Genomic DNA, 22,009 nt, shown 5'->3' with positions numbered 1-22,009 from the left:
TCTTCCTTTAGTTTTTAACCCGTCTGATCGGTTTGCGCCAGTTTACGCATTGATTCGCCCCTGAGCTCAACGCGATGTCCGTTGTGCAGTAGCCGGTCCATCAGGGCATCGGCTACAGTCGGGTTGCCTACCAGCTTGTACCATTCACTCACCGGTAGCTGACTGATGATGATGGTGCTTCCCCGCTGGTATCTGTCCTCCATCACTTCCAGCAGCTCTGAGGCCTGGCGGGTGTTCAGCTTTTAAAGGCCCCAGTCATCAAGGATCAGCAGGTCCTTTTTCGACAGATGCAGCAGTTGCTTCTGGTAACTCCCGTCGGCATGACCGATATTCAGGTCATCAAGCAGTCGTGTCAGCCGGTAGTACACCACCTGGATATGCTGCTGGCAGGCCTGCTCACCCAGTGCGCAGGCAACGTACGTTTTGCCACATCCCGTTGGCCCGGTGTTCAGCACATTCTCATGACGGTGGACATAAGCGCGGGTCAGCAGCTGTACCAGCAACTGCCGGTTCAGCCCCCGTTCCGGCCGGTAGTCAAGCTGTGAAGGCTGCGCATCCAGTCTCAGTTTCGACTGTCTTCGCAGACGGTTGACCTTCGAGACCTCACGCTGCAGCAGTTCGTGCTACAGCGCCTGCTGGCAGGCGTTTTCCAGCCGGGTATCGCCATATTCACGGCTGAGATTGAGCAGACCCAGGCAGGTCCGGTAAGCCTGTTCCGGATGTGCGCGATGGTGCAGGTGCCATGCCACCACGGCACGGGTGGTGCTGCCGATGCTCTCGCCCCACGACACCAGCCGCTCCGGGCTCCATCGCTGTCGGCGATGGGATTCCGGCATATGCTCTGCTTGCGTGGTGAAGCCACCCTGTTGCTGTGCCCGTGGATGCCGGGCTACCAGTGTTCCACGGTGATAGAGGCGGACCAGTCGGGCTCCTGCCTCGATATCGATATGGCTGCCAACCAGCGCGTGAGAGACGGAGTACGCATGTTTGCTGTACAGCACGTGATAGTCCGGGCCGACCTTTGCCCGGCGGATATCAACGTATTCATACCAGTATGGCGGGAGAGCCTTCAGGGCGGGTTTATCCAGTTGTTCATACAGGCTTTTCCTGCAACCCGGCAACCGACGGAACGGCCGCTCATTCAGTTCCTGCAGTAGCTCACTGATGGCCAGATTCAGCGCGGCCAGCGTATGGAACACCTCATGCCGCAACCACATCAGGATCCAGCGCTCCACGACCAGAACGGCATTTTCGACTTTGGGTTTGTCTTTCGGTTTGCGGGGCCGGGCCGGGATCATCGCCGTGTTATAGTGCCGGGCCAGCTTGCGATAGTTCTCGTTCAGCACCGGCTCGTAGCGGTCTGCGCGGCTGACCGCTGCTTTCAGATTATCCGGCACAAGAAGCTGGGGAACACCGCCGAAGAACTCGAACGCCCTGACGTGGGCCATCAGCCAGCTTTCCTGCCGCTGGTTTTCACAGGCCTCAACATAGGTGTAGTTTGAGGCACCGAATGTGGCCACGAAGATGTGAGCCTGCCGGACCTCACCCGTATCCGGGTTGATAACAGGGATCGTCGGCCCGCAGAAGTCGAGGAACAGTTTCTCACCGGCGACATGATGCTGACGCATGCTATGCTTCTGTAGCTTCAGCCAGTCGTTGTAGAGGTTGCAGAACTGGCTGTAGCCGTAGGCATTTTCGCCAGCGTCCTGTTGATATTCCTGCCAGAGCAGGATTTTGGTCATCCCCTTACGCTTCAGTTCCTGGTGGCACAGCGGGAAGTCCGGCATCCGTTTATGGCTGTCGCTGGCGCGTCCGGTATAGAGCAACGCTTCGAGCTGTGATTCCGTCATCTCCTCCGGCAGGGGCCACGCCAGCTGGCTCCCCCTGAAGCGGGTGACCACATCAGATACGGTGCTGCACCCGATATTCAGACAGGCTGAGATGCTCCTGTTGGGCAGGTGACAGTCAAATTTAAGGCGCAGCAGTTCTTTAATTTTACTCATCCGCGTTCTCAGTCTTGCGATGGCGACACGTCTCCGGAAGATGGGTTATCAGGAGAAAGTGTTGTCCATTGTTTTAAAAGTGAAAAGCGCGGGATTCCGACGGATGGCCAAATCTGGCCGGAACAAATCGGAATTCGTGGTCGAATTAAATCGGAAAGTGCGATCGGATTAAATCGGAATCAATGGTCGGTTTGGGTCGGAATACGCAACACCTCCTGATGGTTATGTCATAATGCAAGGACAGCTATTTGACACAATAAAATACCCTAAATTGGCAATGGCTTACCCTTCCGGTAAATTACCGGATATGCGCGGCTGGACGATAAAGGGAAACCTGAAAATGGTAGAACAATACTTTCAGTTGAGCAAGATGGTATTAAATCTCATGCGCACGGTGGTTCAGTAACTGAAGTCGATCTGGGAGCTAAAGCAACTTCATCATATGATCATGGCTCACCTACCACCAGCACCTACGATTATGGTTCAAAACAAACAACTGGTTTTGATTACGGTTCAAAATCAACTGATGTACAGGGACAACATCAACATGAATACAATTTCCTTCAATGGCAAGCGGGCTGGGGATGGCCTTCAGGAAACACCAATATGGGCACTGTTACAGCGGCTACTTCAGCCGCAGGTAATCATGCTCATAGTGTTTATATAGGCGCTCATGACCATTGGGTAGGCATTGGCGCTCATAACCATACAGTTCCAATAGGCGCACATAGTCATACTATTTCACTTGGTAGTCATACTCATGGACTGACTATTACGTCATCGGGTAATACTGAAAATACTGTAAAGAACATTGCATTTAATTATATTGTGAGGCTCGCATGACTTTTAAAATGTCCGACAACGCACAGACCATTAAGGTTTTTAATTTACGTGCAGATACCAATGAGTTTATTGGTGTCGGTGATGCTTATATTGCACCACACACGGGATTACCGGCTAACTGCACTGAAATAGCACCACCGACTATTCCTGTCGACCATGCCGCTATTTTTGATGAAACGAAGCAGTCGCGGTTACTTGCTGAAGACCATCGCGGCGTCACCGTCTATGATATTGCCTCCGGGGCATCTACTATCATCGACTCGCTGGGGCCACTACCGGAGAACGTGGTGACGACAGCGCCCTCCGGGCAGTACGAGAAGTGGGACGGGAAAGCCTGGGTTAAGGATGCAGAGGCAGAGAAAAAGGCTTTATTGACTGAGTCCACGTTAAGGCAAAGCCAGTTAATCACGGATGCCCGCCAAGTTATAGGTGAGTGGCAGACCGCGCTGATGCTGGGGTCCATCTCTGACGTTAACAAAACCAAATTACAGATTTGGCTAGACTATATCGAAGTACTGAAAAATGTCGACCTCAGTAAGCCAGAGTGGCCGGAAAAACCCGAACAATAATGTTGTTCTGCATAGGGGGTACTTCCTCTTTTACATAAACATAAAACTCAGGAATAAAAAATGACTCTGATTCTGACCATGTTGTTGTATGGCAGCGCTGCTGTTTGTGCGATCTATCTGATTTCCGATGGTTATAAAACTATCCGGGCTTATATCAGTAAGAAAATCGACCAAGCAGTTGAAGAGAAAACCGTGCCGGAAAAATTTATTTAAGCAGCCATATGTTTTCTGATGGCGCTGGGATTACAAAAAAACGCCAGTTTACTGGCGTTTTTTCTAAATTTAGTAAGCAAGCGACCGTATTAATTTAGCAGGCGAGCCAGCATAAAGGGAGTTTGCTGGAACATCGCAATTGACTACACTATTGGCACCAATAACGCTGTTATCACCAATGGATACGCTTGGTAAAATTACTGTTCCCGCACCAATCCAGACATTACCCCCCTATACAAATAGGCTTAATAAAATTAATATGCCTCTCGCATGGATTAACGCCGTGAGTAACAGTGCAAATACTAACATTATGGCCAATTAGTGTATTATCCCCAATATTTATTGAAGCATTGTCAAGAAAAGTGCAGCCTGAATTAATGTAAACATTTTTCCCGATGGATATCTTTCCGAATTCATAATAAAACGGAGCGACAATAGTAGACTTCCCTTCAAAGACAATACCTGTTTTTAACAATATTTTATTTTTCTTTTTTTCTGCCATGTGGCTGCTGTTGAAGAAGGCTCTTGCTCTTCTTACAGAGATATGCCTTGAAAAAAGAAGAAACAAATAGTCTAACATTTAACCGGCACCTTTCAATTGAAGAAAGCAAACGGTAATACATTGCTGCACTGTAATCAAAGAGTTTACCCCCCACTCAGGCAAAGCACAGGATGAGAGCTACCTGAGCATAGCAGGCCATGAACTATAACTATGCATATCATCGGGTTTAGCGATCAATAAATTCAAATTGATCAGCAATTCTGATAATGGAGTTAGTTCAATGGTTACAACAGTCATTCCCTGGGTTGGAGGTAAGCGTAAACTGGCTAAGTCTCTCTTACCCATGCTCCCCGCGCATACCTGCTACGTTGAGCCGTTCTGTGGCGGTGCTGCGTTTTTCTTTATGAAAGAGCCATCGAAGGCCGAAGTACTGAACGATATTAATAGCGACATCGTTAACCTTTACCGGGTGATCCAGAATCACCTCGAAGAGTTTATAAAGCAGTTTAAATGGGCTTTAACCAGCCGCGAAATATTCCAGTGGCTCAAGGATACGCCCCCTGAAACGCTGACTGATATTCAGCGAGCGGCCAGATTCTACTATCTGCAAAAATTATCCTTTGGGGCCAAAACAGAGGGACGAACATTTGGCACCAGTGCTACCGGCCCCTCGAAGTTAAATCTGCTGCGGCTGGGAGAAACGCTGTCAGAGGCCTGGCTGCGTCTGCATCGGGTAACAATAGAACATCTGGACTGGAAAACATGTATAACCCGTTACGACAGGCCAGACACGCTGTTTTACCTTGACCCGCCGTACTGGCAAACGCAGGGTTACGGCGTACCGTTCGGTCTTGAAGAGTATGCCGCAATGGCAGAACTGGCACGCAGATGCCAGGGGAAGATGATTATCTCAGTTAACGATCACCCGGACATGCACCGGGTGTTTGAAGGGCTGGAGATGGTAGCGGTTAATACAACATACTCAGTAGGCAGTAATAACGGCCATAAGGCGTCTGAGCTGGTGATATGCAACTTCAGGCTTGAGGTTGATGCATCGAGGCTTTAAACCCTTCTGAAAGGCACCACAGGCCGTTATTTTCGACGACTACATCAAACACCGCCATCTGCTCAAGTATGAAGCGGGTGGCGTGTTCACGTTGTCCAGTTATGTAGGCGATGGCCTGTAGGGTCAGTGAGGCCGTCTGACCGAAAGCTGAGATAACGTCATACGCATCGTCAGTCATGGTCTGGCGAATCTGATAAAAGTTCATGGTCAATTCCTTCCAGGCGACTAAGAAACCTACAGGCCTGTAGTGCGACGCACACTAACTCGGTGGGATCGGACAGTCCAGTGGAAGGAAACATGGAAGGTTAGAGATGTTTTTAGGTTGAAAATTGCGCTGGTTTGGAAGGTATTTGATATGCGCCGGAGGGGTATCACCGCGAATCAAATACCCTTCAAATCAGTATCAAACAATTTTCGCGGCTACATGTCGATGGCCGTGGACAGTGCAAAATTTACCGCCTGCCGGACAGGCTAATTGAGAATTTTCAGCAATCCCAACAGTAACGGTTACGGAGCCTGCATTCTTATCAAGAGAAATGGATTGAACCTGCCATGGAGCGGTCAGGTTAAGGAGAGGGATTTCTCGTCCATGGCGGTAACCTCTGACGATAAAACCTACTGTTATCATGCAGTCAGTCAGCCAGCCGCCAACAACAAGGGAAGCCCCTTTTATGTACAGTAACTCTGATAACAGTTACAAAAAATTGCATATTCTATAGCTCTGTTACCAGCCTTACAGGGCTAACGGAATGTTAATAAGAAAAAATGACATAAAGTAAACTTATGATGTTTGCGGTGTTGTACCACATATCCACGCTGGCCTGTGCAGACAGCCCACTGCGCGGAGCTGTCGCAGAAGTTGCAGCGCCCACGGTAAGTCAGGGAAAAAACAACCTGAGATAAAATACGCCATCCTTTGGGCAGATGGTTAGTGGAAGCGACAGATGGCACAACCCTTGTGCCGGGGCCAGGTGAAGTTCAGTTCAACACGGGTACCCCGTACCTCGCTCGCCCCGGCGATCTGAGGATTAGCCACATGACCAAAACGGTGGGCGATCAACCTAACGTCCAGCTCATTATAAAACTTAAACCCGGTGCCAACAGTGCCCGGATTAAAGGCATTTGTGCCAGTTGAAGAGGAATGACCATGCGCTTTAGCACGAAAAAATCTGTTGTGATGCTGTTTTGGGGAGTGATGTTATCCAATAACGTCGGGGCTGCTGAAAGTTTGACAGAGGTAGAAATCGAGGCGGATAAGCCGCTATTTTCCATCCTGGTCAATAAACACAGTCGTTCACAACTTATCACCAGTAATGCGGTCTGGGCCGAAGGGCCGCTCTGCCTGCCAGATGGCAGCGTGCTCTTTAGTGATGTAAAACAAAATAAAGTTATGATCTGGTCCGAAAAACAAGGACTGAAAGAATGGCTGTCACCTTCAGATTTTCAAAATTGTCATGCCCTGGATTTACAAGGACGTGTCATTGCCGCATCGCACGGCAAACGCGCTTTGCTACGCCAGAATAAGGACGGAAGTTGGGAGATTCTGGCAGACGCCTGGCAGGGAAAACCGCTAAACAGTCCCAATGACGTCACCATCGCACCCGATGGCGCAATCTGGTTTACCGATCCAACCTTCGGTGTGCTGAATAAAAAAGAAAGTTATGGCGGTACGCCAGAACAGGGTGGTGAGTTTATTTATCGCTATGATACTGTCTCGAAAACGCTGTCACGCCTCAACGCACCGGAGACTCACTCGCCGAATGGACTTGCATTTTCTGCTGACGGAAAACGTTTATATGTCGCGGATTCTGAACAGGCGCATGATTTTAATAATACAGCGCTTGCTGAACACATCATTAGCTATCGTGTGAGCAATAACAGGCTTCTGGACGGTAAAGTTTTCGCGGAAATCCCTGTGGGCATTCCAGACGGGATCAAAGTGGACGAAAAAGGCAATGTCTGGAGCTCCAGCAAAGAGGGGGTGCGGATTTACTCATCGGAGGGATTGATGCTTGGCAGAATACTGATACCGTCAGAAAATACCGGCAATCTGGCATTGTGTACGGATGCCAGTAAGCACAAATGGCTGTATGTCACTGCCGCCAATCTGGTGTTACGTCTGCCTGTGCTGGTAAACGGCGGTTCACCGACGCAAAACTTTGCTGTTAGCAGGTAAACGTACCCGTCACAAAAGCATCCGCGTTGCGGTTTGGTGACGGTGTGACGGGGTGAAAATTACTGGCCGGCCTTATGTACTTTGAGACCAGCCAGGGCTTGTCCGACCGGCATCATTTCCAGCGTGTTGATGTTGACATGCTTTGGCAGCGTAGTCACCCAGAAAACGGCTTCCGTAACATCTTCGGCAGTTAACGGCTTGGTTCCGGCATAGACGTTCTCTGCCTGAGTAGCATCCCCTTTAAAACGAACGGTTGAGAATTCGGTGCCTGCAACCAGTCCCGGTTCAATATCCGTCACCCGCAACGCCGTACCATGAAGGTCAGTACGTAAATTCAGGCTGAACTGACGAACAAATGCTTTGGTAGCGCCATACACGTTACCCCCAGCATAGGGCCAGCTGCCTGCCGTAGATCCGATATTAATGATGTGCCCAATATTGCGCTCAACCATGGCTGGTAACACGGCGCGCGTCATAAAGACCAGCCCTTTATTATTCGTATCGATCATCGCTTCCCAGTCTTCTGCACTGGCCTGATGGGCGGGTGCCATGCCCAGCGCCAGTCCGGCATTGTTGACCAGCACATCAATGTTACGCCAGTCGGCCGGCAGGTTGTTAAGAGCGGATTCAATTCCGGTGCGATTTCTGACATCCAGTTGCAGTGTGTAAACCGCGTCACCCATCTCGTTCCTGAGCATCTGTAAACGTTCCTGACGGCGACCGGTAGCGATGACTTTATGACCCGCTGCGACAAAGCGGCGTGTAATGCTCTCACCGCAGCCAGCGGTGGCGCCCGTAACAAAAACAATCATCTCACTGCTCCTCAATATATTTTTTTCACCATAGCACTTTCCCCTGAGTCTGATAAGTGAGGTTGCCGGACTATGCTGATGCACGTTCCGGATGCGCCACAATGCACCATTGCTGCTTAATGGCGCGATTGAGCGTTCCACACTCTCAGTAATACTGTAATGCAATGTGTGGCAATCGATTGCTATTCATTATAAGCGACAATGGTATGCTTAACTTTTTTACAGAGAAAGATAACTAATTAATTATTGTCAATAATATAAAAAACCAGACTGGTATGGAAATTGCCCGGATATCTCAAGTCACCGTCATTGTCGGTAAGTCATTGAGAAGGAATCGCTATGCCACTCGCTGTTACTCAGGCCTTATGCGGCATGGTCCCCATCCCCTGTGAGCGCTACGCTGACAGGGGGTTTTTCTTTCTGGGGAAGGCCATCATGCAAAACGTTACGTGTATTGGTATCCGTTCTCGGCAAGCATTCCTTCCACATTCACTGCCAGGATAAATCAGGCAAGGCATTACTACGTAAAAAGGTTGCCCGTACCAAACTTATTGAGTTTCTCGCTGGCTGCACATCGGCTACCGTTGTGATGGAAGCCAGCGCCGGCGCCCATTTTATGGCTCGCCGGCTCGCTGATTTAGTCCATGAAGCAAAATTGATTTCTCCGCAGTTCGTCCGCCCTTTTGTTAAGAGCAACAGGAACGATTTTGTTGATGCGAAAGCCATATGCGAAGCAGAACCCCGTCCCTCAATGCGATTTGTGCAACCACGAACTGAAGCCCGGCAGGCCATGCGGGCACTTCACCGCGCCAGGGAATCGCTTCTCAGAGATAAAGTCAAAACAAACAATAAGATGCATGCTTTTTTACTGGAATTTGGCAGCAGTATTCCCAATCGGAGCCGCAGTGATAAAACAGCTTTCAACCGTCCTTGCAGAGAATGAACTTCCACACTATCTGGCACAGTTGCTGATGCGCTTACATGCTCATTATCTTTACCTTGTCGAACAGATCACCGGGCCTGAAACGGCCCTGGAGCAGGAACTGAGTTGTGATGAAACAGGACAACGTCTTCAGGCAATATCCGGTGTTGTGCCAGTAACCGCCAGCGTCCTGCCATCGCAACCGGGCGACGGTAAACAACATGCCTGTAGCCGGGATTTTGCTGCCTCAGCTGGTCTGGTGCCACGGCAGTACAGCACGGCGGAAAAAATACGCTTTTAGGGATAAGTAAACGCGGAGACAAAAACCTGCGCCGGTTACTTGCGCGGTGCGCCAGAGTCTTTATTCAGAGAAGAGCTTATCAGTCAGGCTAGCTGGCCGGGTCAGGGCGCTGCTGGCAAAAAAACACCCCTGCGTAGTGTGTTGTGGACTGGCCGACAAATTAGCCCGGATAGCGTGGGCAATCACGACACGGCAGACCGTGTTCGAAAAGTAATGATGACGCCAGCCTGACTGGCAGGTGAATCGTTAATTTAAGTAGTTCCCAGTCTGGTTTTGCGAAGACGGATTATTGAGACCCTGTACATGATTCTGTGTAAATACCTTTTCTCAGTAGTGGCCGTCCGGGCGGTCACCGAACCCGATAATAAAACGGCTCATCGCCATACGCCAGTCCCTCCGTGGCATCGTCCATTTCTGTGATGCGACCTGGATTGCCAGCCACACCTCCTTTTTCACTGCGTCGTCAGTCGGGAACACCTTCCGCTTCTTGATGGCATCCCGGATCACGCTGTTCAGCGACTCGATGGCGCTGGTCGTGTCGAGCGTCTTGCGGATGTCTGCCGGGTAAGCGAAGAACGTCGACAGGCTGGGCCGGTTTGCCTGCCAGCTCCGGTTTATCTGCGGGAAGCGTTCGCCGGTGCCCGGACGGCCACTACTGAGAAAAGGTATTTACACAGAATCATGTACAGGGTCAAATCTGGCTGTCCATCTGCGTGATATGCGTCTGTTTTTTCTTAATTAGCTGAGGTTAAAAGGTATTTTCACGATCACGCGGTGTGCTCAGCTCAATCCCGCCGTCATCGCAAAGCAAGGTTTTTGATGAGTAACCATTACGGGTATTAGAGCCTTTTTTGGGTGCATTTTTCTCATGCCCGAGATGGTCGGTCAGCTCAGTATTGAGTGCGGTTTCGACGGTAAGCTTCGTCAGCATCCGGGAAAACTGGCTAATATCGGCTTCGGTTTTAAGACCTTTAGCCCGTTCAGCAGCCAGCGCTTTGAGTTTCTTTTCGTCCATAATTTTCCTGTCTCCGTTGTCGGAATGAACATATCAAAATCAGGTGATTACACAAATTTATGTACAGGCTCCGGTGTAGAAATCCTTTATTAAAAACACCTTATTTCATAGTGTCTCTGCGCTTAATTCGCCTCCATTCCTTATTTTCTTAAAGAGCCTAAAATGAGGTGCAGAATTCATTTACAACAAAGCAATTTTTTCTTGCAGGCTTTGCTTATTAGCCTGCAAGAAAAAAACTGCCCTTGCAGACACTTACCCCCACACCGCTATCCTTAACATTATGAATCGAAAGAAATTAATACTCAGGTAAAACGACAACGTGTCGATAACACATATAAGCGTCACACTGTCAGGACAAAGTTGACATGTTTTTCATCCGTCACGGAGTTGTTATGAATATATTCAGAAATTTTACCATCCGCAGCGTTATGCTCTGGATCCTCGGGCTGTTCTGCCTGCTGTGGTCAGCCGTGGGCATGTACAGCGTTTATTCACTCAACGCATTGGGTAAAGGGAACGAAGTTAATCGGAAGTTAGTCAACCAGATGACACTTCTTAGTAAAGGTAACGATCAATATTTCCGCTTTATCACCCGACTGAGCCGTGCGACAGATTCTCGTCAGGCTGGCAGTCCAAATGCCGCAATTGACATGGCTTCTGTTCAAAAAGCACTGGATAACATGACCACTTTGCTGGCTGATTTCAAAGCCAGTGTACCTGGACCACTGGATGCCAGCTATTCCTCCGCAGTAATCAATATCTGGGAAAAACTCATCAACGAGGGCGTGCTGCCTCAGATGAAACTGGCACAACAGCCGGTGCTTGATGAATATCGCCGCCATGCTGCAAATGTCACCCCGGCGTTGAGTCGTGAGTTCGGTGCCACCGTAGAGAAGTTTGACGCTGCTGCCAGTGATAAGCTGGATACCACACGGGTAAATGTTGATCGCCTGACCAACGTGACGAAAATCGTCATTGTTCTGGCCGTGATTGCCGGACTGCTGATTCTGTTATTCACCGATCGTTATCTGGTCAACATGCTGGTTCGCCCGCTGGAAATAATGCGTCAGCATTTTCGTTTAATAGCGGATGGCGATCTCAGCCAGCCGTTGCATGAAATTGGTCGTAACTGTGTTGGTAAGTTGGTTCCGCTTTTACAGGCCATGCAGGACAGCTTGTGTGAAGCAGTGACGGCAATCCGTAACGGAACAGACAATATTTACCGTGGAGCAGCAGAGATTTCTTCCGGCAATAACGACCTTTCATCACGAACCGAAGAGCAGGCTGCGGCGCTTGAACAAACCGCGGCCAGTATGGAGCAGCTTACGGTGACGGTTAAATTAAATGCGGATAACGCTGCTCATGCCAGTAAGATGGCTGAGGTGGCATCCCTGACGGCCAGTAAAGGTGGCAAGCTTGTTAGTGACGTTGTCACAACCATGCAAGGTATCGCCGGGAGTTCTCAAAAAATCGGTGAGATCACCAGCGTCATTAACAGCATTGCATTTCAGACCAATATTCTGGCACTGAATGCTGCCGTGGAAGCAGCAAGAGCAGGTGAACAGGGCCGTGGCTTTGCCGTCGTGGCCAGTGAAGTGCGTAATCTCGCACAACGAAGTGCCAATGCCGCAAAAGAGATCGAAGCACTGATCGGTGATTCGGTGAGCAGAGTGGACAATGGTGCACGTCTGGTAAGTCAAGCTGGCAGCACCATGGACGAAATTGTGAGTGCGGTGGGTGAAGTTACGCAAATAATGAAGCAGATAGCGGCAGCCTCTGATGAGCAAAGCAAAGGAATCTCTCAGGTGGGTACGGCTATCACGGAAATGGACAGTGTGACTCAACAGAATGCCTCGCTGGTTGAGCAGGTTTCCGCTGCAGCCAGCACACTTGAGCGCCAGACGGAGGAATTGACACTATCTGTCTCCAAATTCCGCCTGTCGCCAGCCGCAAACAAAGTGGCCCAACTCATACCGGTCGAGATTGCTCCCGCTCGTTTGCTGACGTGTTCGCCAGAGGCAAAATCCTCCGGCGCGGACGATGAGTGGGTTTCATTCTGACTAAGCTTTTGAAGCAGGCCAACCGATTACCGTGTCGGTCTGGCGTCAAGGCTAACCGACATCACACGGCACATTTAAGATAATCCTTTATTATCAGTTGGTAATAAAGATAGTATTTGTGATGGTGGCATTGCCAAACTGCCTGATTTTGCCATCTTTTTTTTCGTCCTGAGGCAGCCAGCATAAGGTTCAGAAAAACGCTTACTTCATAGACCTGGCTCTTACTTTTACCGAAAGGAAGTAAATATGAGCAAGGCTATTTTATCAGGCATTCTTTGGCACCTTGTCGGCGCTGCAAGTGCCGCATGTTTTTATGCACTGTTCAAGAAAGCCCGTCAATGTTCCTGGGAAACCATGTGGTCGGTTGGCGGCATTATGTCGTGGAATCGTCCTGCCCTGGACGGTCAGCGTCATTCTGCTCCCCAGTTTTTGGGGTTATTACAGCACATTTTCCCTGTCTCAACTTATACCGATTTTTTATTTGAATGGGAATGATGTTATGACCCCAACGTTATTTCAGGCATGGGTAATTTTTGCCCTGTGGGCATGCTGTTCAAATTGTTGACGGAATGCGCTTGGTGTCATGCCTGTTTCACGCGTGAACACAACGGAGAAATAGTTGCTGTCATCAAAACCACAGCGAGCAGCAACTTCTCCTATTAAACATGTCGTGCTGCGCAGGAGAAATTTTGCCTTACACAGTCTGAGCTGACGAAGGTACTGCGCGGGCATCATGCCAGTCTGCTGCCGAAACAATTGTTTCAGCGCTCGTTCGGACAGTTGATGCGTCTCGCAAAACATGCTCAGGTCAAAATGGTGTGAAATCTGCCCCCCAATAGCTGACATAAGCAGATCCAGCTGTTCTCCTCCAGGTAATTGCCATGCGCAATCCGCACGGTAACGGTGGCGCTGCAAAATAAGCAAAAGCTGTAAAAAAAGCGTTTCTGCAAGCTGACGTGAAAGTTGATCGCTTTTATGTCCTTCCTGAGACAACTGCAAAATAACCCCTCTTACAAGTGACATGCCGCGTATGGTCAAACGCCAGGCCACCTGTTCATACGGGAAAAAATGCCTAAGATCGACACCCAACTGAAAACGCTCAGGACAGTAAATGATATTGTCCAGAACCAAATCGTGCACCGATTCATAACTATGGCAATCGTCCGTGCCAATATAAAAAAGATCGCCACAGGTAATAAGCCAGGGCTTGTCATTCATCACATGAAGGCCATTACCGCGCCAGACAATCACTAGTTCATTAAATTCATGATTATGAAGGGGAAAGGAGGGCTGTGGACTGCGATCCACAACCACTACGGGCATCAGGTCTGAAGGAAAATAGTCGGCTTTTACAAGACGAAGTGGCGGGTTCAAAATTCACCTCACAGGTTTTTTTGCCTGATATTACGCGGAGATACACCAAATTCCCGCTTAAATAATGTGGAAAAGTGATTGCTGTCACCAAATCCACATTGAAAGGCAATATCGGTGATACGCATTTCACTGTGCCGCAGTAAATGCCGTGCCTGAAGCAGCCGCAGACGATTCAGATAGCGCTGTGGGGTGCTGCCCGTTTGCTGTTTCAACTGCCGATGTAGTGTACGCAACGAAAGGGAAAACTGCTCTGCTAATACCCCCCAGTTCACGTCTTCACTGTAATGTTCTGCCAGCCATTCCAACAGGTCATGCATTTTACCCGGCCGATCATCACCGTGCCGTTCATTTTTACCACTACGCAGCAACAACAGCAGTTGCATAAACCGCATTTCCTGAGCTGCCTGTGCCTCAAGGGTGAAAGAGCCGCTCCCCGTTTTCAGCTCAGAGATAAGCAACCTGACCTGCTCCATCATATTGCTGTTGATCCTGTAATGATAAGGGTAATCCCCATCACATTCTTGCGGAAGCAGATGCTGGAAGCCCGTTATAAAGCGGAATGCTTCAGGCTCTTTGTATAAGACGTTCGTCAGTATCAGACGGTCTGTTTTTTCATAAAGATGCCGATCATGGCTTCGTACAAAACAAACGCAGCCGCTGCAAAGTGGTTTAGGTTCACCGTTAAAAATATGAATGCCCGCACCTTGCTCAACGATCACTATTTCATGAAAGTCATCGTGATGGTGTTCTGGAAATGCATCCTGTGGTGCGCGGGGTTCAATGGCTATTGGGAACCCAGCGTCTGGAAAGAAATCCACACTGTGTAATACGGTCACGACGCGCCCTTATTTATGATTCATCACGGTTGGTAAATCTTACTGACCTGAACGGCTGCTTACCTTTAATTTCCAACAGAAAATACCTTTCCCAACGCTGATTATTAAAGAACCAGCTGGGTTGAATCCAGAATTGCGCACCGTATCACATCATCGACTATCTAAAAATAAAACTGTGAGACTGTTCACGTTCATCTTTGCCGCGCTGCCATTTTTACTGGCATGACTGGCAGTAAAGGGAAGGTACAAAAAGACTCGACTTTTACACTGTTAGTCATTGAATTAACAGGAAGCTAAAGCATGAGTATGCGAAATTGCGTTGCCATTGATTTGGGTGCATCCAGTGGTCGCGTCATGTTGGGGGGCTTTGATGCCCACAGTGGACAACTGGAGTTACGGGAGATTTCCCGAACAAAAAATCGCCTTTTCACGGTTGATGACCAGCAGTGCTGGGATATCGATGCACTGGAGGCATTTATTGTTTCCGCTCTCAATGGCCTGGATGCGGAAGATATCATGGCTGACAGCATTGGCATCGACAGCTGGGGAGTGGATTTTGTGCTACTGGATAAACAGGGTTGTCGCATCGGTCTGCCCGTATCTTATCGCGATGACCGAACCCAGGGCATTCAGCAGCATGCAATCAAAGAACTGGGTCGGGAAAACATCTACTCCCGTACCGGTATCCAGTTTTTGCCATTTAATACGCTTTATCAGCTGCGGGCACTGGCCGCCAGCCAGCCAGGCTGGTTGCAGCACGTGCATCGTGCGCTGCTGGTACCCGATTATTTTCATTACCGGCTGACTGGACAGTTTAATTGGGAGTATACTAATGCCACCACGACGCAACTTCTGAATATCAAAACAGGCCAGTGGGATCGCGATCTGCTGCAGTGGGCAGGCGTCGATGCCAACTGGTTTGGTAAAACATCACAACCGGGAACGCAAGTCGGATGCTGGCGAAGCCCTTCAGGAAAAAACGTGCCTGTCGTTGCGGTGGCGACGCATGATACCGCCAGTGCCGTGCTGGCGGCTCCGCTTACTGGCCCTGATTCTGCGTGGCTGAGTTCAGGTACATGGTCTCTGATGGGCTTCGAAAGTGTTGAACCCTACAACGATGATAAGGCACTGGCAGCCAACATAACCAACGAAGGTGGCGCTGAAGGGCGTTTTCGGGTGTTGAAAAACATCATGGGACTGTGGTTGTTACAACGCATCTGTAGTGAGCTGCTAATTAACGATTTTCACCCGCTGGTTCAGGCGGCAAAGGATCAGCCTGCCTGCCTTGCGCTGATCAATCCCAATGACCAACGCTTTATCAATCCAGTCAGTATGGTTTGTGAAATTCAGAATGCGTGCGTGGAGCAGGGCATGGCACAACCCAGCACGCCCGCTGCGCTGGCCAGATGCATTTTTGACAGTCTTGCTCTGTTTTATCGTCAGGTATTGTACGAACTGGAGCAGATCTGCGGGGCCCCTTTCAGGCGTTTGCATATTGTCGGTGGCGGTTGCCAGAACGCATTACTGAATCAACTTTGCGCAGATGCTTGCGGTATCCCGGTGGTTGCTGGCCCCGTCGAGGCATCAACACTCGGTAATATTGGCTACCAGCTTATTGCCCGTGGTGATTTACGCGATGTCACTCATCTTCGCGAAATAATTAAACAAAATTTCCCCTTAAAAACCTATATCCCACAGGTTAGTGACATGTACCGACGAAACTGGTCTCGTTTTGAGTCACTGACGAATACGGCTAAGGAGCTATGTATATGACCCGAGCAATTGAACAGGCGTTCGATCTGGCAAAGCAGCGTTTTGCCGCAATCGGTATTGATGTTAATGCCGCGATGACCCGGTTGGATAACGTGCCTGTTTCCATGCATTGCTGGCAAGGTGACGATGTGCGTGGCTTCGAGAATCCGCAAGCTGCTTTGACCGGCGGTATTCAGACTACCGGGAATTATCCCGGTGGTGCGCGCAATGCCACAGAGCTTCGTGCCGATCTCGACAAAGCGATGTCATTAATTCCCGGCACGAAAAGAGTAAATTTACACGCAATCTATCTGGAAAGTGATCGTGCCGTTAAGCGAAGTGATATCCGGCCTGAGCACTTTTCACACTGGGTTGAATGGGCGAAAGAAAATCAGTTAGGGCTTGATTTCAATCCGTCATGCTTTTCTCATCCCATGAGCGAAAGTGGTTTTACCCTTTCCAACTCCAGTGAGTCAATTCGACAGTTCTGGATCGAGCATTGTAAAGCCAGCCGCAGGATTTCTGCTTATTTCGGCGAACAGTTGGGCACAGCATCCGTAATGAATATTTGGGTGCCAGACGGAATGAAGGATTTAACCATTGACCGTTTTGCCCCCAGGGAGCGCCTTATGATGTCACTGGATGAAGTAATCAGTGAAAAATTTCATCCCGATCAACATATCGATGCCGTGGAAAGCAAACTCTTTGGTATTGGCGCAGAAAGTTACACCGTAGGCTCGAATGAGTTTTGTTTCGGCTATGCCGCCAGCCGCCAGATTGCGCTGACGCTTGATGCCGGTCATTTCCATCCGACCGAAGTAATTTCCGACAAAATCTCCACGGCCATGCTCTATGTACCGCGACTTTTACTGCATGTCAGCCGTCCGGTTCGTTGGGACAGCGATCATGTGGTGCTACTGGATGATGAAACGCAGGCCATTGCCAGCGAAATTGTCCGTCAGGATCTGTTCGGGAAAGTGCATATCGGCCTGGATTTTTTTGATGCCTCCATCAACCGTATTGCTGCCTGGGTAATTGGGACTCGTAACGCGAAGAAAGCGCTACTGCGAGCACTACTTGAGCCGGTCAATCGTTTGAAACAACTGGAGATTGAAGGTGATTACACCGCACGGCTTGCACTGCTGGAAGAACAGAAGTCTTTGCCCTGGCAGGCGGTGTGGGAAGCATACTGCCTGCAGCACGATGTCCCGGCTGATGCCCACTGGCTGAGTGAAGTACGTCATTATGAACAACAGATTCTCAGTAAACGTTAAGGATTGAATATGCAACACATTCTGACTTCCTGGTTTGTTCAGGGAATGGTCAAAGCGACCAGTGATATGTGGCTTAAAGGATGGGATGAGCGTAATGGCGGTAACGTTAGCCTGCGTCTGCTGGATGAAGAGGTGCAACCTTTTGCCAGCGATTTCTATCCTGAACACCGCATCGTCGAGTTAACTCAGCCCGCTCCCTCGCTGGCTAACTGCTGGTTTCTGGTTACCGGCTCTGGAAAGTTTTTTCGTAACGTGCAACTCGATCCGGCGGACAGTCTGGTTCTGCTGCGCGTCAGTCAAGATGGACGGGCTTACCGCATATACTGGGGCCTGAGCAACGGTGGACTGCCGACCTCCGAACTGGCTTCACACTTTCAGTCCCACGCGGTGCGGATGAAAGTGAGTAATGGGGCTGATCGGGTAATCATGCACTGCCATGCCACAAATTTTATGTCGCTCAGTTATGTGGTGGACCTGGACCCGGCGCGTTTCACGCGTCTTTTATGGGAAGGGAGCACGGAGTGTCTGGTCGTGTTTCCAGATGGCGTTGGCATCGTGCCGTGGATGGTGCCGGGCACCGATGGCATTGGTGACGCAACCGCAGACAGCATGGCTTCACACAGTCTGGTTATGTGGCCTTTCCACGGCATTTTTGGCGCAGGTCCTGGTCTGGATGAAACCTTTGGACTTATTGATACCGCTGAAAAATCCTCGGAAGTCGTGGTGAAAGTGCTGTCGATGGGCGGAATGAAACAAAGTATTACCACTGAAGAGTTGATTGCGCTCGGTGAGCGCTTTGGCGTCAAACCGTGGCAGGCAGCGCTCGAGGCAAGACATCCTTATGTTGCGTAAAGCTTTCGTCATGCAGATCCATCCGGATAAGCATCAGGAGTATCAACAACGTCATAATCCGATCTGGCCGGAACTGGCCTGCGTACTGAAGGAGCACGGGGCGCATCATTACAGTATTTTTCTTGATGCGCCGCGTAACCTGCTGTTTGCTGTGGTAGAGATCGAGTCAGAGCTTCGCTGGAACGCCATTGCACATACGGAAGTGTGTCAAAAATGGTGGCGTTCAATGTGTGAACTTATGCCATCGAATCCAGATTTTAGCCCGGTCAGCACCGAGCTGACGTCGGTATTCTATCTGGCATAAAAAGCGGTTACCGCAAAACAAGCACCGTTGCAAAATATTATGTTGTGCAACGGCGCTTTTATCGATCAGCCATTGACTTGTAGCTGAGGGTAACGGCGCATGCTCCATACACACCATATCAGAGAAATTAAGCCAATCGCTGCGCCAACATAGCCGATGCTGGCCATATCCAACGACAAGCTGACCTGATTGCATAACAGTGCCCCCGATACCGATGTTGTAGATACCTGACAGCAGCGCATGGCAACGTCTGTTGCATCAGGGACAGGGCTAACACCCGCATCTGTACAGCCAACCAACCATACATAAATTGTTAGCATCAGCCCGACCTGAGCTTGAGCTGTCTGCATGGAAAAACTTACCGCAATGTCAAATAACAGACCAGCCGGGACAAATTCAGTGGTATTAAAAATAAACGCAGCGATGGATAACATAATGACACGTAACCATGCAACTTTGCGTGAAACAGTAGTTGATGCATTAGCGTTAACGACTCACTGAGTTTGAATTAATTTCGCACAAACGAAATCACACAAAAGAAAGCATATTGTGTGTGATCTGGCTCAAGGATGACATACAAAATTCATCTTTTTTTACGTTACTGGTTTGAAACGAGGGCGACCTGAACCTGTCGGATGAATAGCTATCGATGAATTTTACTCTTCTGAGAAGAGCAGGGGAACACCATTTAAGGTCTTCACATCACCTTCTAAATTGCAACAGTATTTGTTATATTAAATGGCATATGAAGATTCAACTCACTGATTTTAATAAATTCAATGGCCGTAGTTAATTACATTTGAAAGCAAGGATAAAAAATGCTTGATATCCGTTTTCCTACGGCACTGCAAATGGTGCTCTGTATAGCCCAGTCAGAACAGGAGGGTAAGCGTAGTACCAGCAAAATTCTGGCAGCCGGGCTGGAAGCTAATCCCAGCTTTGTTCGCAAAATGATGGTACCGCTTACTCGTGATGGCATTATTGTCTCAACGCTTGGTCGTGCTGGGACGATCAGATTGGGCAGGCCAGCGGAAAAAATTACGCTATGTGATATATACACCTCCGCTCTTGAGGATAAGCCGCTGTTGGCTGGACGACCTCAAGTTCTGCCACGTTGTCTGGTCAGTGCTAATACCTGTTGGTTTTTTAAAGAGCTGGCGCGTGAAGCAGAGCAGGCCACCAGGGGCGTTTTATCTAAATGCACGGTGGCAGATGCCTTGAAAGAAATTTCAGTGCGAGACCAGCGTTATCCGCAGGGGCGCTAAGTTGTCTCCCGGAATATTGAACACCGAAGTAACACCAGAAAAAAATGAGATATAGTCCCGAAAAGAGGAATCAGATGCCAGTAAACCAGGGGACGACAAGGCCCACAGCCAGATATAATCAAAGTGAGCTATGATGATTTTATTAACGATCTTGTTAAATAGATAGTCATGTCGAAGGAAAAATGAATCTGGATACTGTTACTCATCGGGTTGGCTATTCAAAATGGCATCTGCAAAGAATGTTCAAACAACACACTGGCTATGCGTTGGGTGAATATATCCGTGTGAGCTACATGAAAAAATCGGCCGAACGGACCCTGTACATGATTCTGTGTAAATGCCTTTTCTCAGTAGTGGCCGTCCGGGCGGTCACCGAGCCCGATAATAAAACGGCTCATCGCCATATGCCAGTCCCTCAGTGGCATCGTCCATTGCTGTGATGCGGCCTGGATTGCCAGCCACACCTCCTTTTTCACTGAGTCGTCAGTCGGGAACACCTTCCGCTTCTTGATGGCATCCCGGATCACGCTGTTCAGCGGCTCGATGGCGCTGGTCGTGTCGAGCGTCTTGCGGATGTCTGCCGGGTAAGCGAAGAACGTCGACAGGCTGGCCCGGTTTGCCTGCCAGCCCCGGCTTATCTGCGGGTAGCGGCTGTCCCGGGCACCGGCGAACGCTTCCCGCGCCTGCTGACCTGCTTCTTCCGTGGGGGCCTGACAGATGGCTTTCAGGTCACGGGTGACGGCTTTGTAGCCCTCCCAGGAGACGAACCGCAGACTGTTGCGCACCATATGCACGACGCACAGCTGGACGCGGGCCTGCGGATACACCGCGTTGATAGCGTCCGGGAAGCCCTTCAGACCATCAACACAGGCGATGAGGATATCGTTCAGGCCGCGATTTTTTAATTCGGTCAGCACATGGAGCCAGAACTTCGCGCCCTCGTTTTCGGCCAGCCACATACCCGGCAGTTCTTTCTGGCCTTCGATGTTGATACCCGGGGCAAGGAACACGGATTTATTGATGACGCGACTGTCCTGCCGGACCTTCAGGACGATACAGTCAGGGTAAACGATGGTACAGACCGCATCCAGTGGCCGGTTTTGCCATCCGGTGACCTGCTCCATGACGGCATCAGCTACCTTCGAGACCCGCGCTGGCGAGACATCGGCGTCATACGGCTCTTTGAATGCGGCCGCTATCTCGCGGGTGGTCATACCTTTGGCATACAACGATAAGATCGGGTTATCCATCCCGGTGCTCCGGGTCTGGTTTTTCTTCACCCGTTGCGGTTCGAAAGAGCCATCACGATCGCGCGGTGTAAGCAGCTCCGGCGGGCCATCGCCGGTGGTCACTGTCTTTGTAGAATAGCCGTTGCGGGCGTTGGTCGCCGGTTCTGGCTGATTTTTATCGTCGCCGGGGTGACGGGTCATTTCGGCGTTGAGCGCCGCCCCGACACTGATTTTTTTCAGCAGGCGCTCAAACTGGCTGAGATCGTCAGGGGTTTTGAGATTTTTGGCCAGTTCGTTAGCCAGGGCCTGCGACTGTTTTTCGTCCATAAATTAACCTGCTTTTGATGCTGGATTGAACATGTCAAAATCAGGCAATTACACAAATCTATGTACTGGCTCGGAAACCTTGGCAGCAGCGGCATCACCACCAATTAAATTTTTTTCTTCAAGAATCCCACAAAATTTTGGCGGGTTCCCGCTTACAACCCCAGATAGCATTTTCTTTCGTTACTAATATACAACCGTTCAGATTAATAACCAGCTAATCCAGGCTGGTAAGAAAAACTGGTGAACGCAATGGTACCATCGCTGAGATTGCGAGAGAGCAAAGTTTTTATTAACTTTCAACCTGAAAAAAGATT

General features: G+C 49.6%; 19 protein-coding genes and 9 pseudogenes. 15 read left to right on the top strand and 13 right to left on the bottom strand.

Annotated elements, in window-relative coordinates:
• Window positions 1-14 precede the first annotated feature (14 nt).
• Window positions 15-560: pseudogene (istB, locus tag LU633_RS13530) on the bottom strand (IS21-like element helper ATPase IstB).
• 63 nt (window positions 561-623) lie between these two features.
• Window positions 624-2,003 (bottom strand): IS21 family transposase, encoded by a 1,380-nt coding sequence (gene istA / locus LU633_RS13525; protein WP_233481918.1) that lies wholly within the window; start codon window positions 2,001-2,003, stop codon window positions 624-626.
• A 208-nt stretch (window positions 2,004-2,211) separates the two neighbouring features.
• On the opposite strand from istA, the pseudogene LU633_RS13520 reads away from it, so the two are divergent.
• The 3 genes and pseudogenes from LU633_RS13520 to LU633_RS13510 all read left to right on the top strand — a co-directional run.
• Window positions 2,212-2,846: pseudogene (locus tag LU633_RS13520) on the top strand (phage tail protein); the annotation flags it as partial.
• Complete coding sequence (locus LU633_RS13515) at window positions 2,843-3,415, top strand: tail fiber assembly protein (protein WP_040465250.1); 573 nt, start codon at window positions 2,843-2,845, stop codon at window positions 3,413-3,415. The pseudogene LU633_RS13520 and the gene LU633_RS13515, both read left to right, overlap by 4 nt.
• Before the next feature lie 60 nt (window positions 3,416-3,475).
• Complete coding sequence (locus tag LU633_RS13510) at window positions 3,476-3,628, top strand: DUF1378 family protein (RefSeq protein ID WP_016169759.1); 153 nt, start codon at window positions 3,476-3,478, stop codon at window positions 3,626-3,628.
• Window positions 3,629-3,697: 69 nt separating this feature from the next.
• Here the strand turns inward: LU633_RS13510 and LU633_RS26230 are convergent, their stop codons facing one another.
• Window positions 3,698-3,826, bottom strand: coding sequence for an acyltransferase (locus tag LU633_RS26230; RefSeq protein ID WP_407647041.1), 129 nt, complete (start codon window positions 3,824-3,826; stop codon window positions 3,698-3,700).
• Window positions 3,827-3,851: 25 nt separating this feature from the next.
• Window positions 3,852-4,208, bottom strand: coding sequence for an LbetaH domain-containing protein (locus LU633_RS13505; RefSeq protein WP_016169758.1), 357 nt, complete (start codon window positions 4,206-4,208; stop codon window positions 3,852-3,854).
• A gap of 202 nt (window positions 4,209-4,410) precedes the next feature.
• Here LU633_RS13505 and LU633_RS13500 point away from each other — a divergent pair, with 202 nt between their 5' ends.
• On the top strand, window positions 4,411-5,196 hold the full coding sequence (locus LU633_RS13500) for a DNA adenine methylase (RefSeq protein ID WP_016169757.1): 786 nt from the start codon (window positions 4,411-4,413) through the stop codon (window positions 5,194-5,196).
• On the opposite strand, the gene LU633_RS13495 is transcribed toward LU633_RS13500, so the two are convergent.
• Both LU633_RS13495 and LU633_RS13490 read right to left on the bottom strand, forming a co-directional pair.
• Window positions 5,165-5,401, bottom strand: coding sequence for a hypothetical protein (locus tag LU633_RS13495; protein ID WP_016169756.1), 237 nt, complete (start codon window positions 5,399-5,401; stop codon window positions 5,165-5,167). The two genes, LU633_RS13500 and LU633_RS13495, sit on opposite strands and share 32 nt — an antisense overlap.
• Before the next feature lie 219 nt (window positions 5,402-5,620).
• A pseudogene (locus LU633_RS13490) lies at window positions 5,621-5,824 on the bottom strand (hypothetical protein); the annotation flags it as partial.
• 303 nt (window positions 5,825-6,127) lie between these two features.
• Between LU633_RS13490 and LU633_RS13485 the strand changes: the two are divergent.
• Both LU633_RS13485 and LU633_RS13480 read left to right on the top strand, forming a co-directional pair.
• A complete protein-coding gene (locus LU633_RS13485; RefSeq protein ID WP_157275201.1) occupies window positions 6,128-6,331 on the top strand; it encodes a cupin domain-containing protein in 204 nt (67 codons plus the stop codon).
• A gap of 12 nt (window positions 6,332-6,343) precedes the next feature.
• Window positions 6,344-7,372 (top strand): SMP-30/gluconolactonase/LRE family protein, encoded by a 1,029-nt coding sequence (locus LU633_RS13480; protein ID WP_016169754.1) that lies wholly within the window; start codon window positions 6,344-6,346, stop codon window positions 7,370-7,372.
• A gap of 59 nt (window positions 7,373-7,431) precedes the next feature.
• On the opposite strand, the gene ydfG is transcribed toward LU633_RS13480, so the two are convergent.
• Window positions 7,432-8,184 carry a bifunctional NADP-dependent 3-hydroxy acid dehydrogenase/3-hydroxypropionate dehydrogenase YdfG gene (ydfG, locus tag LU633_RS13475; RefSeq protein WP_016169753.1) on the bottom strand — a complete coding sequence of 251 codons (753 nt, stop codon included), beginning with the start codon at window positions 8,182-8,184 and terminating at the stop codon, window positions 7,432-7,434.
• A 435-nt stretch (window positions 8,185-8,619) separates the two neighbouring features.
• Here ydfG and LU633_RS13470 point away from each other — a divergent pair.
• A pseudogene (locus tag LU633_RS13470) lies at window positions 8,620-9,621 on the top strand (IS110 family RNA-guided transposase).
• A 113-nt stretch (window positions 9,622-9,734) separates the two neighbouring features.
• Here the strand turns inward: LU633_RS13470 and LU633_RS13465 are convergent.
• Window positions 9,735-10,422 (bottom strand): annotated as a pseudogene (locus LU633_RS13465) (transposase).
• 392 nt (window positions 10,423-10,814) lie between these two features.
• Between LU633_RS13465 and LU633_RS13460 the strand changes: the two are divergent.
• Together LU633_RS13460 and LU633_RS13455 are read left to right on the top strand one after the other, a co-directional pair.
• Window positions 10,815-12,482, top strand: coding sequence for a methyl-accepting chemotaxis protein (locus tag LU633_RS13460; protein WP_016169749.1), 1,668 nt, complete (start codon window positions 10,815-10,817; stop codon window positions 12,480-12,482).
• A 246-nt stretch (window positions 12,483-12,728) separates the two neighbouring features.
• Window positions 12,729-12,960 (top strand): annotated as a pseudogene (locus LU633_RS13455) (L-rhamnose/proton symporter RhaT); the annotation flags it as partial.
• Between the two features lie 38 nt (window positions 12,961-12,998).
• On the opposite strand, the gene rhaR reads toward LU633_RS13455, so the two are convergent.
• Together rhaR and rhaS are read right to left on the bottom strand one after the other, a co-directional pair.
• Entirely contained in the window at window positions 12,999-13,856 is an 858-nt protein-coding gene (rhaR, locus tag LU633_RS13450; RefSeq protein ID WP_016169747.1) for an HTH-type transcriptional activator RhaR, read from the bottom strand.
• Between the two features lie 8 nt (window positions 13,857-13,864).
• A complete protein-coding gene (gene rhaS, locus LU633_RS13445; RefSeq protein WP_016169746.1) occupies window positions 13,865-14,692 on the bottom strand; it encodes an HTH-type transcriptional activator RhaS in 828 nt (275 codons plus the stop codon).
• 300 nt (window positions 14,693-14,992) lie between these two features.
• Between rhaS and rhaB the strand changes: the two genes are divergently transcribed.
• The 4 genes from rhaB to rhaM are packed head-to-tail and all read left to right on the top strand — an operon-like array spanning window position 14,993 to window position 18,874.
• On the top strand, window positions 14,993-16,465 hold the full coding sequence (gene rhaB / locus LU633_RS13440) for a rhamnulokinase (protein WP_016169745.1): 1,473 nt from the start codon (window positions 14,993-14,995) through the stop codon (window positions 16,463-16,465).
• Window positions 16,462-17,718: an L-rhamnose isomerase gene (locus LU633_RS13435; protein WP_016169744.1), complete on the top strand. Its 1,257-nt coding sequence runs from the start codon at window positions 16,462-16,464 to the stop codon at window positions 17,716-17,718. The genes rhaB and LU633_RS13435 overlap by 4 nt, the downstream gene beginning before the upstream one ends.
• Before the next feature lie 9 nt (window positions 17,719-17,727).
• Window positions 17,728-18,570: a rhamnulose-1-phosphate aldolase gene (gene rhaD / locus LU633_RS13430; protein WP_016169743.1), complete on the top strand. Its 843-nt coding sequence runs from the start codon at window positions 17,728-17,730 to the stop codon at window positions 18,568-18,570.
• Window positions 18,560-18,874 carry an L-rhamnose mutarotase gene (rhaM, locus tag LU633_RS13425; protein ID WP_016169742.1) on the top strand — a complete coding sequence of 105 codons (315 nt, stop codon included), beginning with the start codon at window positions 18,560-18,562 and terminating at the stop codon, window positions 18,872-18,874. The genes rhaD and rhaM overlap by 11 nt, the downstream gene beginning before the upstream one ends.
• Before the next feature lie 65 nt (window positions 18,875-18,939).
• Here rhaM and LU633_RS13420 read toward each other — a convergent pair.
• Together LU633_RS13420 and LU633_RS13415 are read right to left on the bottom strand one after the other, a co-directional pair.
• Window positions 18,940-19,169: pseudogene (locus LU633_RS13420) on the bottom strand (sugar transporter); the annotation flags it as partial.
• Window positions 19,168-19,308: pseudogene (locus LU633_RS13415) on the bottom strand (sugar transporter); the annotation flags it as partial. The pseudogenes LU633_RS13415 and LU633_RS13420, both read right to left, overlap by 2 nt.
• 384 nt (window positions 19,309-19,692) lie before the next feature.
• Here LU633_RS13415 and LU633_RS13410 point away from each other — a divergent pair.
• Entirely contained in the window at window positions 19,693-20,139 is a 447-nt protein-coding gene (locus tag LU633_RS13410) for an RrF2 family transcriptional regulator (protein ID WP_016169740.1), read from the top strand.
• Between the two features lie 123 nt (window positions 20,140-20,262).
• Window positions 20,263-20,453, top strand: a pseudogene (locus LU633_RS13405) (helix-turn-helix domain-containing protein); the annotation flags it as partial.
• Window positions 20,454-20,486: 33 nt separating this feature from the next.
• On the opposite strand, the gene LU633_RS13400 reads toward LU633_RS13405, so the two are convergent.
• Window positions 20,487-21,695 (bottom strand): IS256 family transposase, encoded by a 1,209-nt coding sequence (locus LU633_RS13400; RefSeq protein WP_046371893.1) that lies wholly within the window; start codon window positions 21,693-21,695, stop codon window positions 20,487-20,489.
• Window positions 21,696-22,009: the final 314 nt, after the last annotated feature.

This window comes from Erwinia tracheiphila (assembly GCF_021365465.1).
In the GTDB taxonomy this organism is placed as follows: domain Bacteria; phylum Pseudomonadota; class Gammaproteobacteria; order Enterobacterales; family Enterobacteriaceae; genus Erwinia; species Erwinia tracheiphila.
The sequence above is the reverse complement of the archived record's forward strand: the minus strand, read 5'-3'. Positions and strand labels throughout refer to the sequence as shown.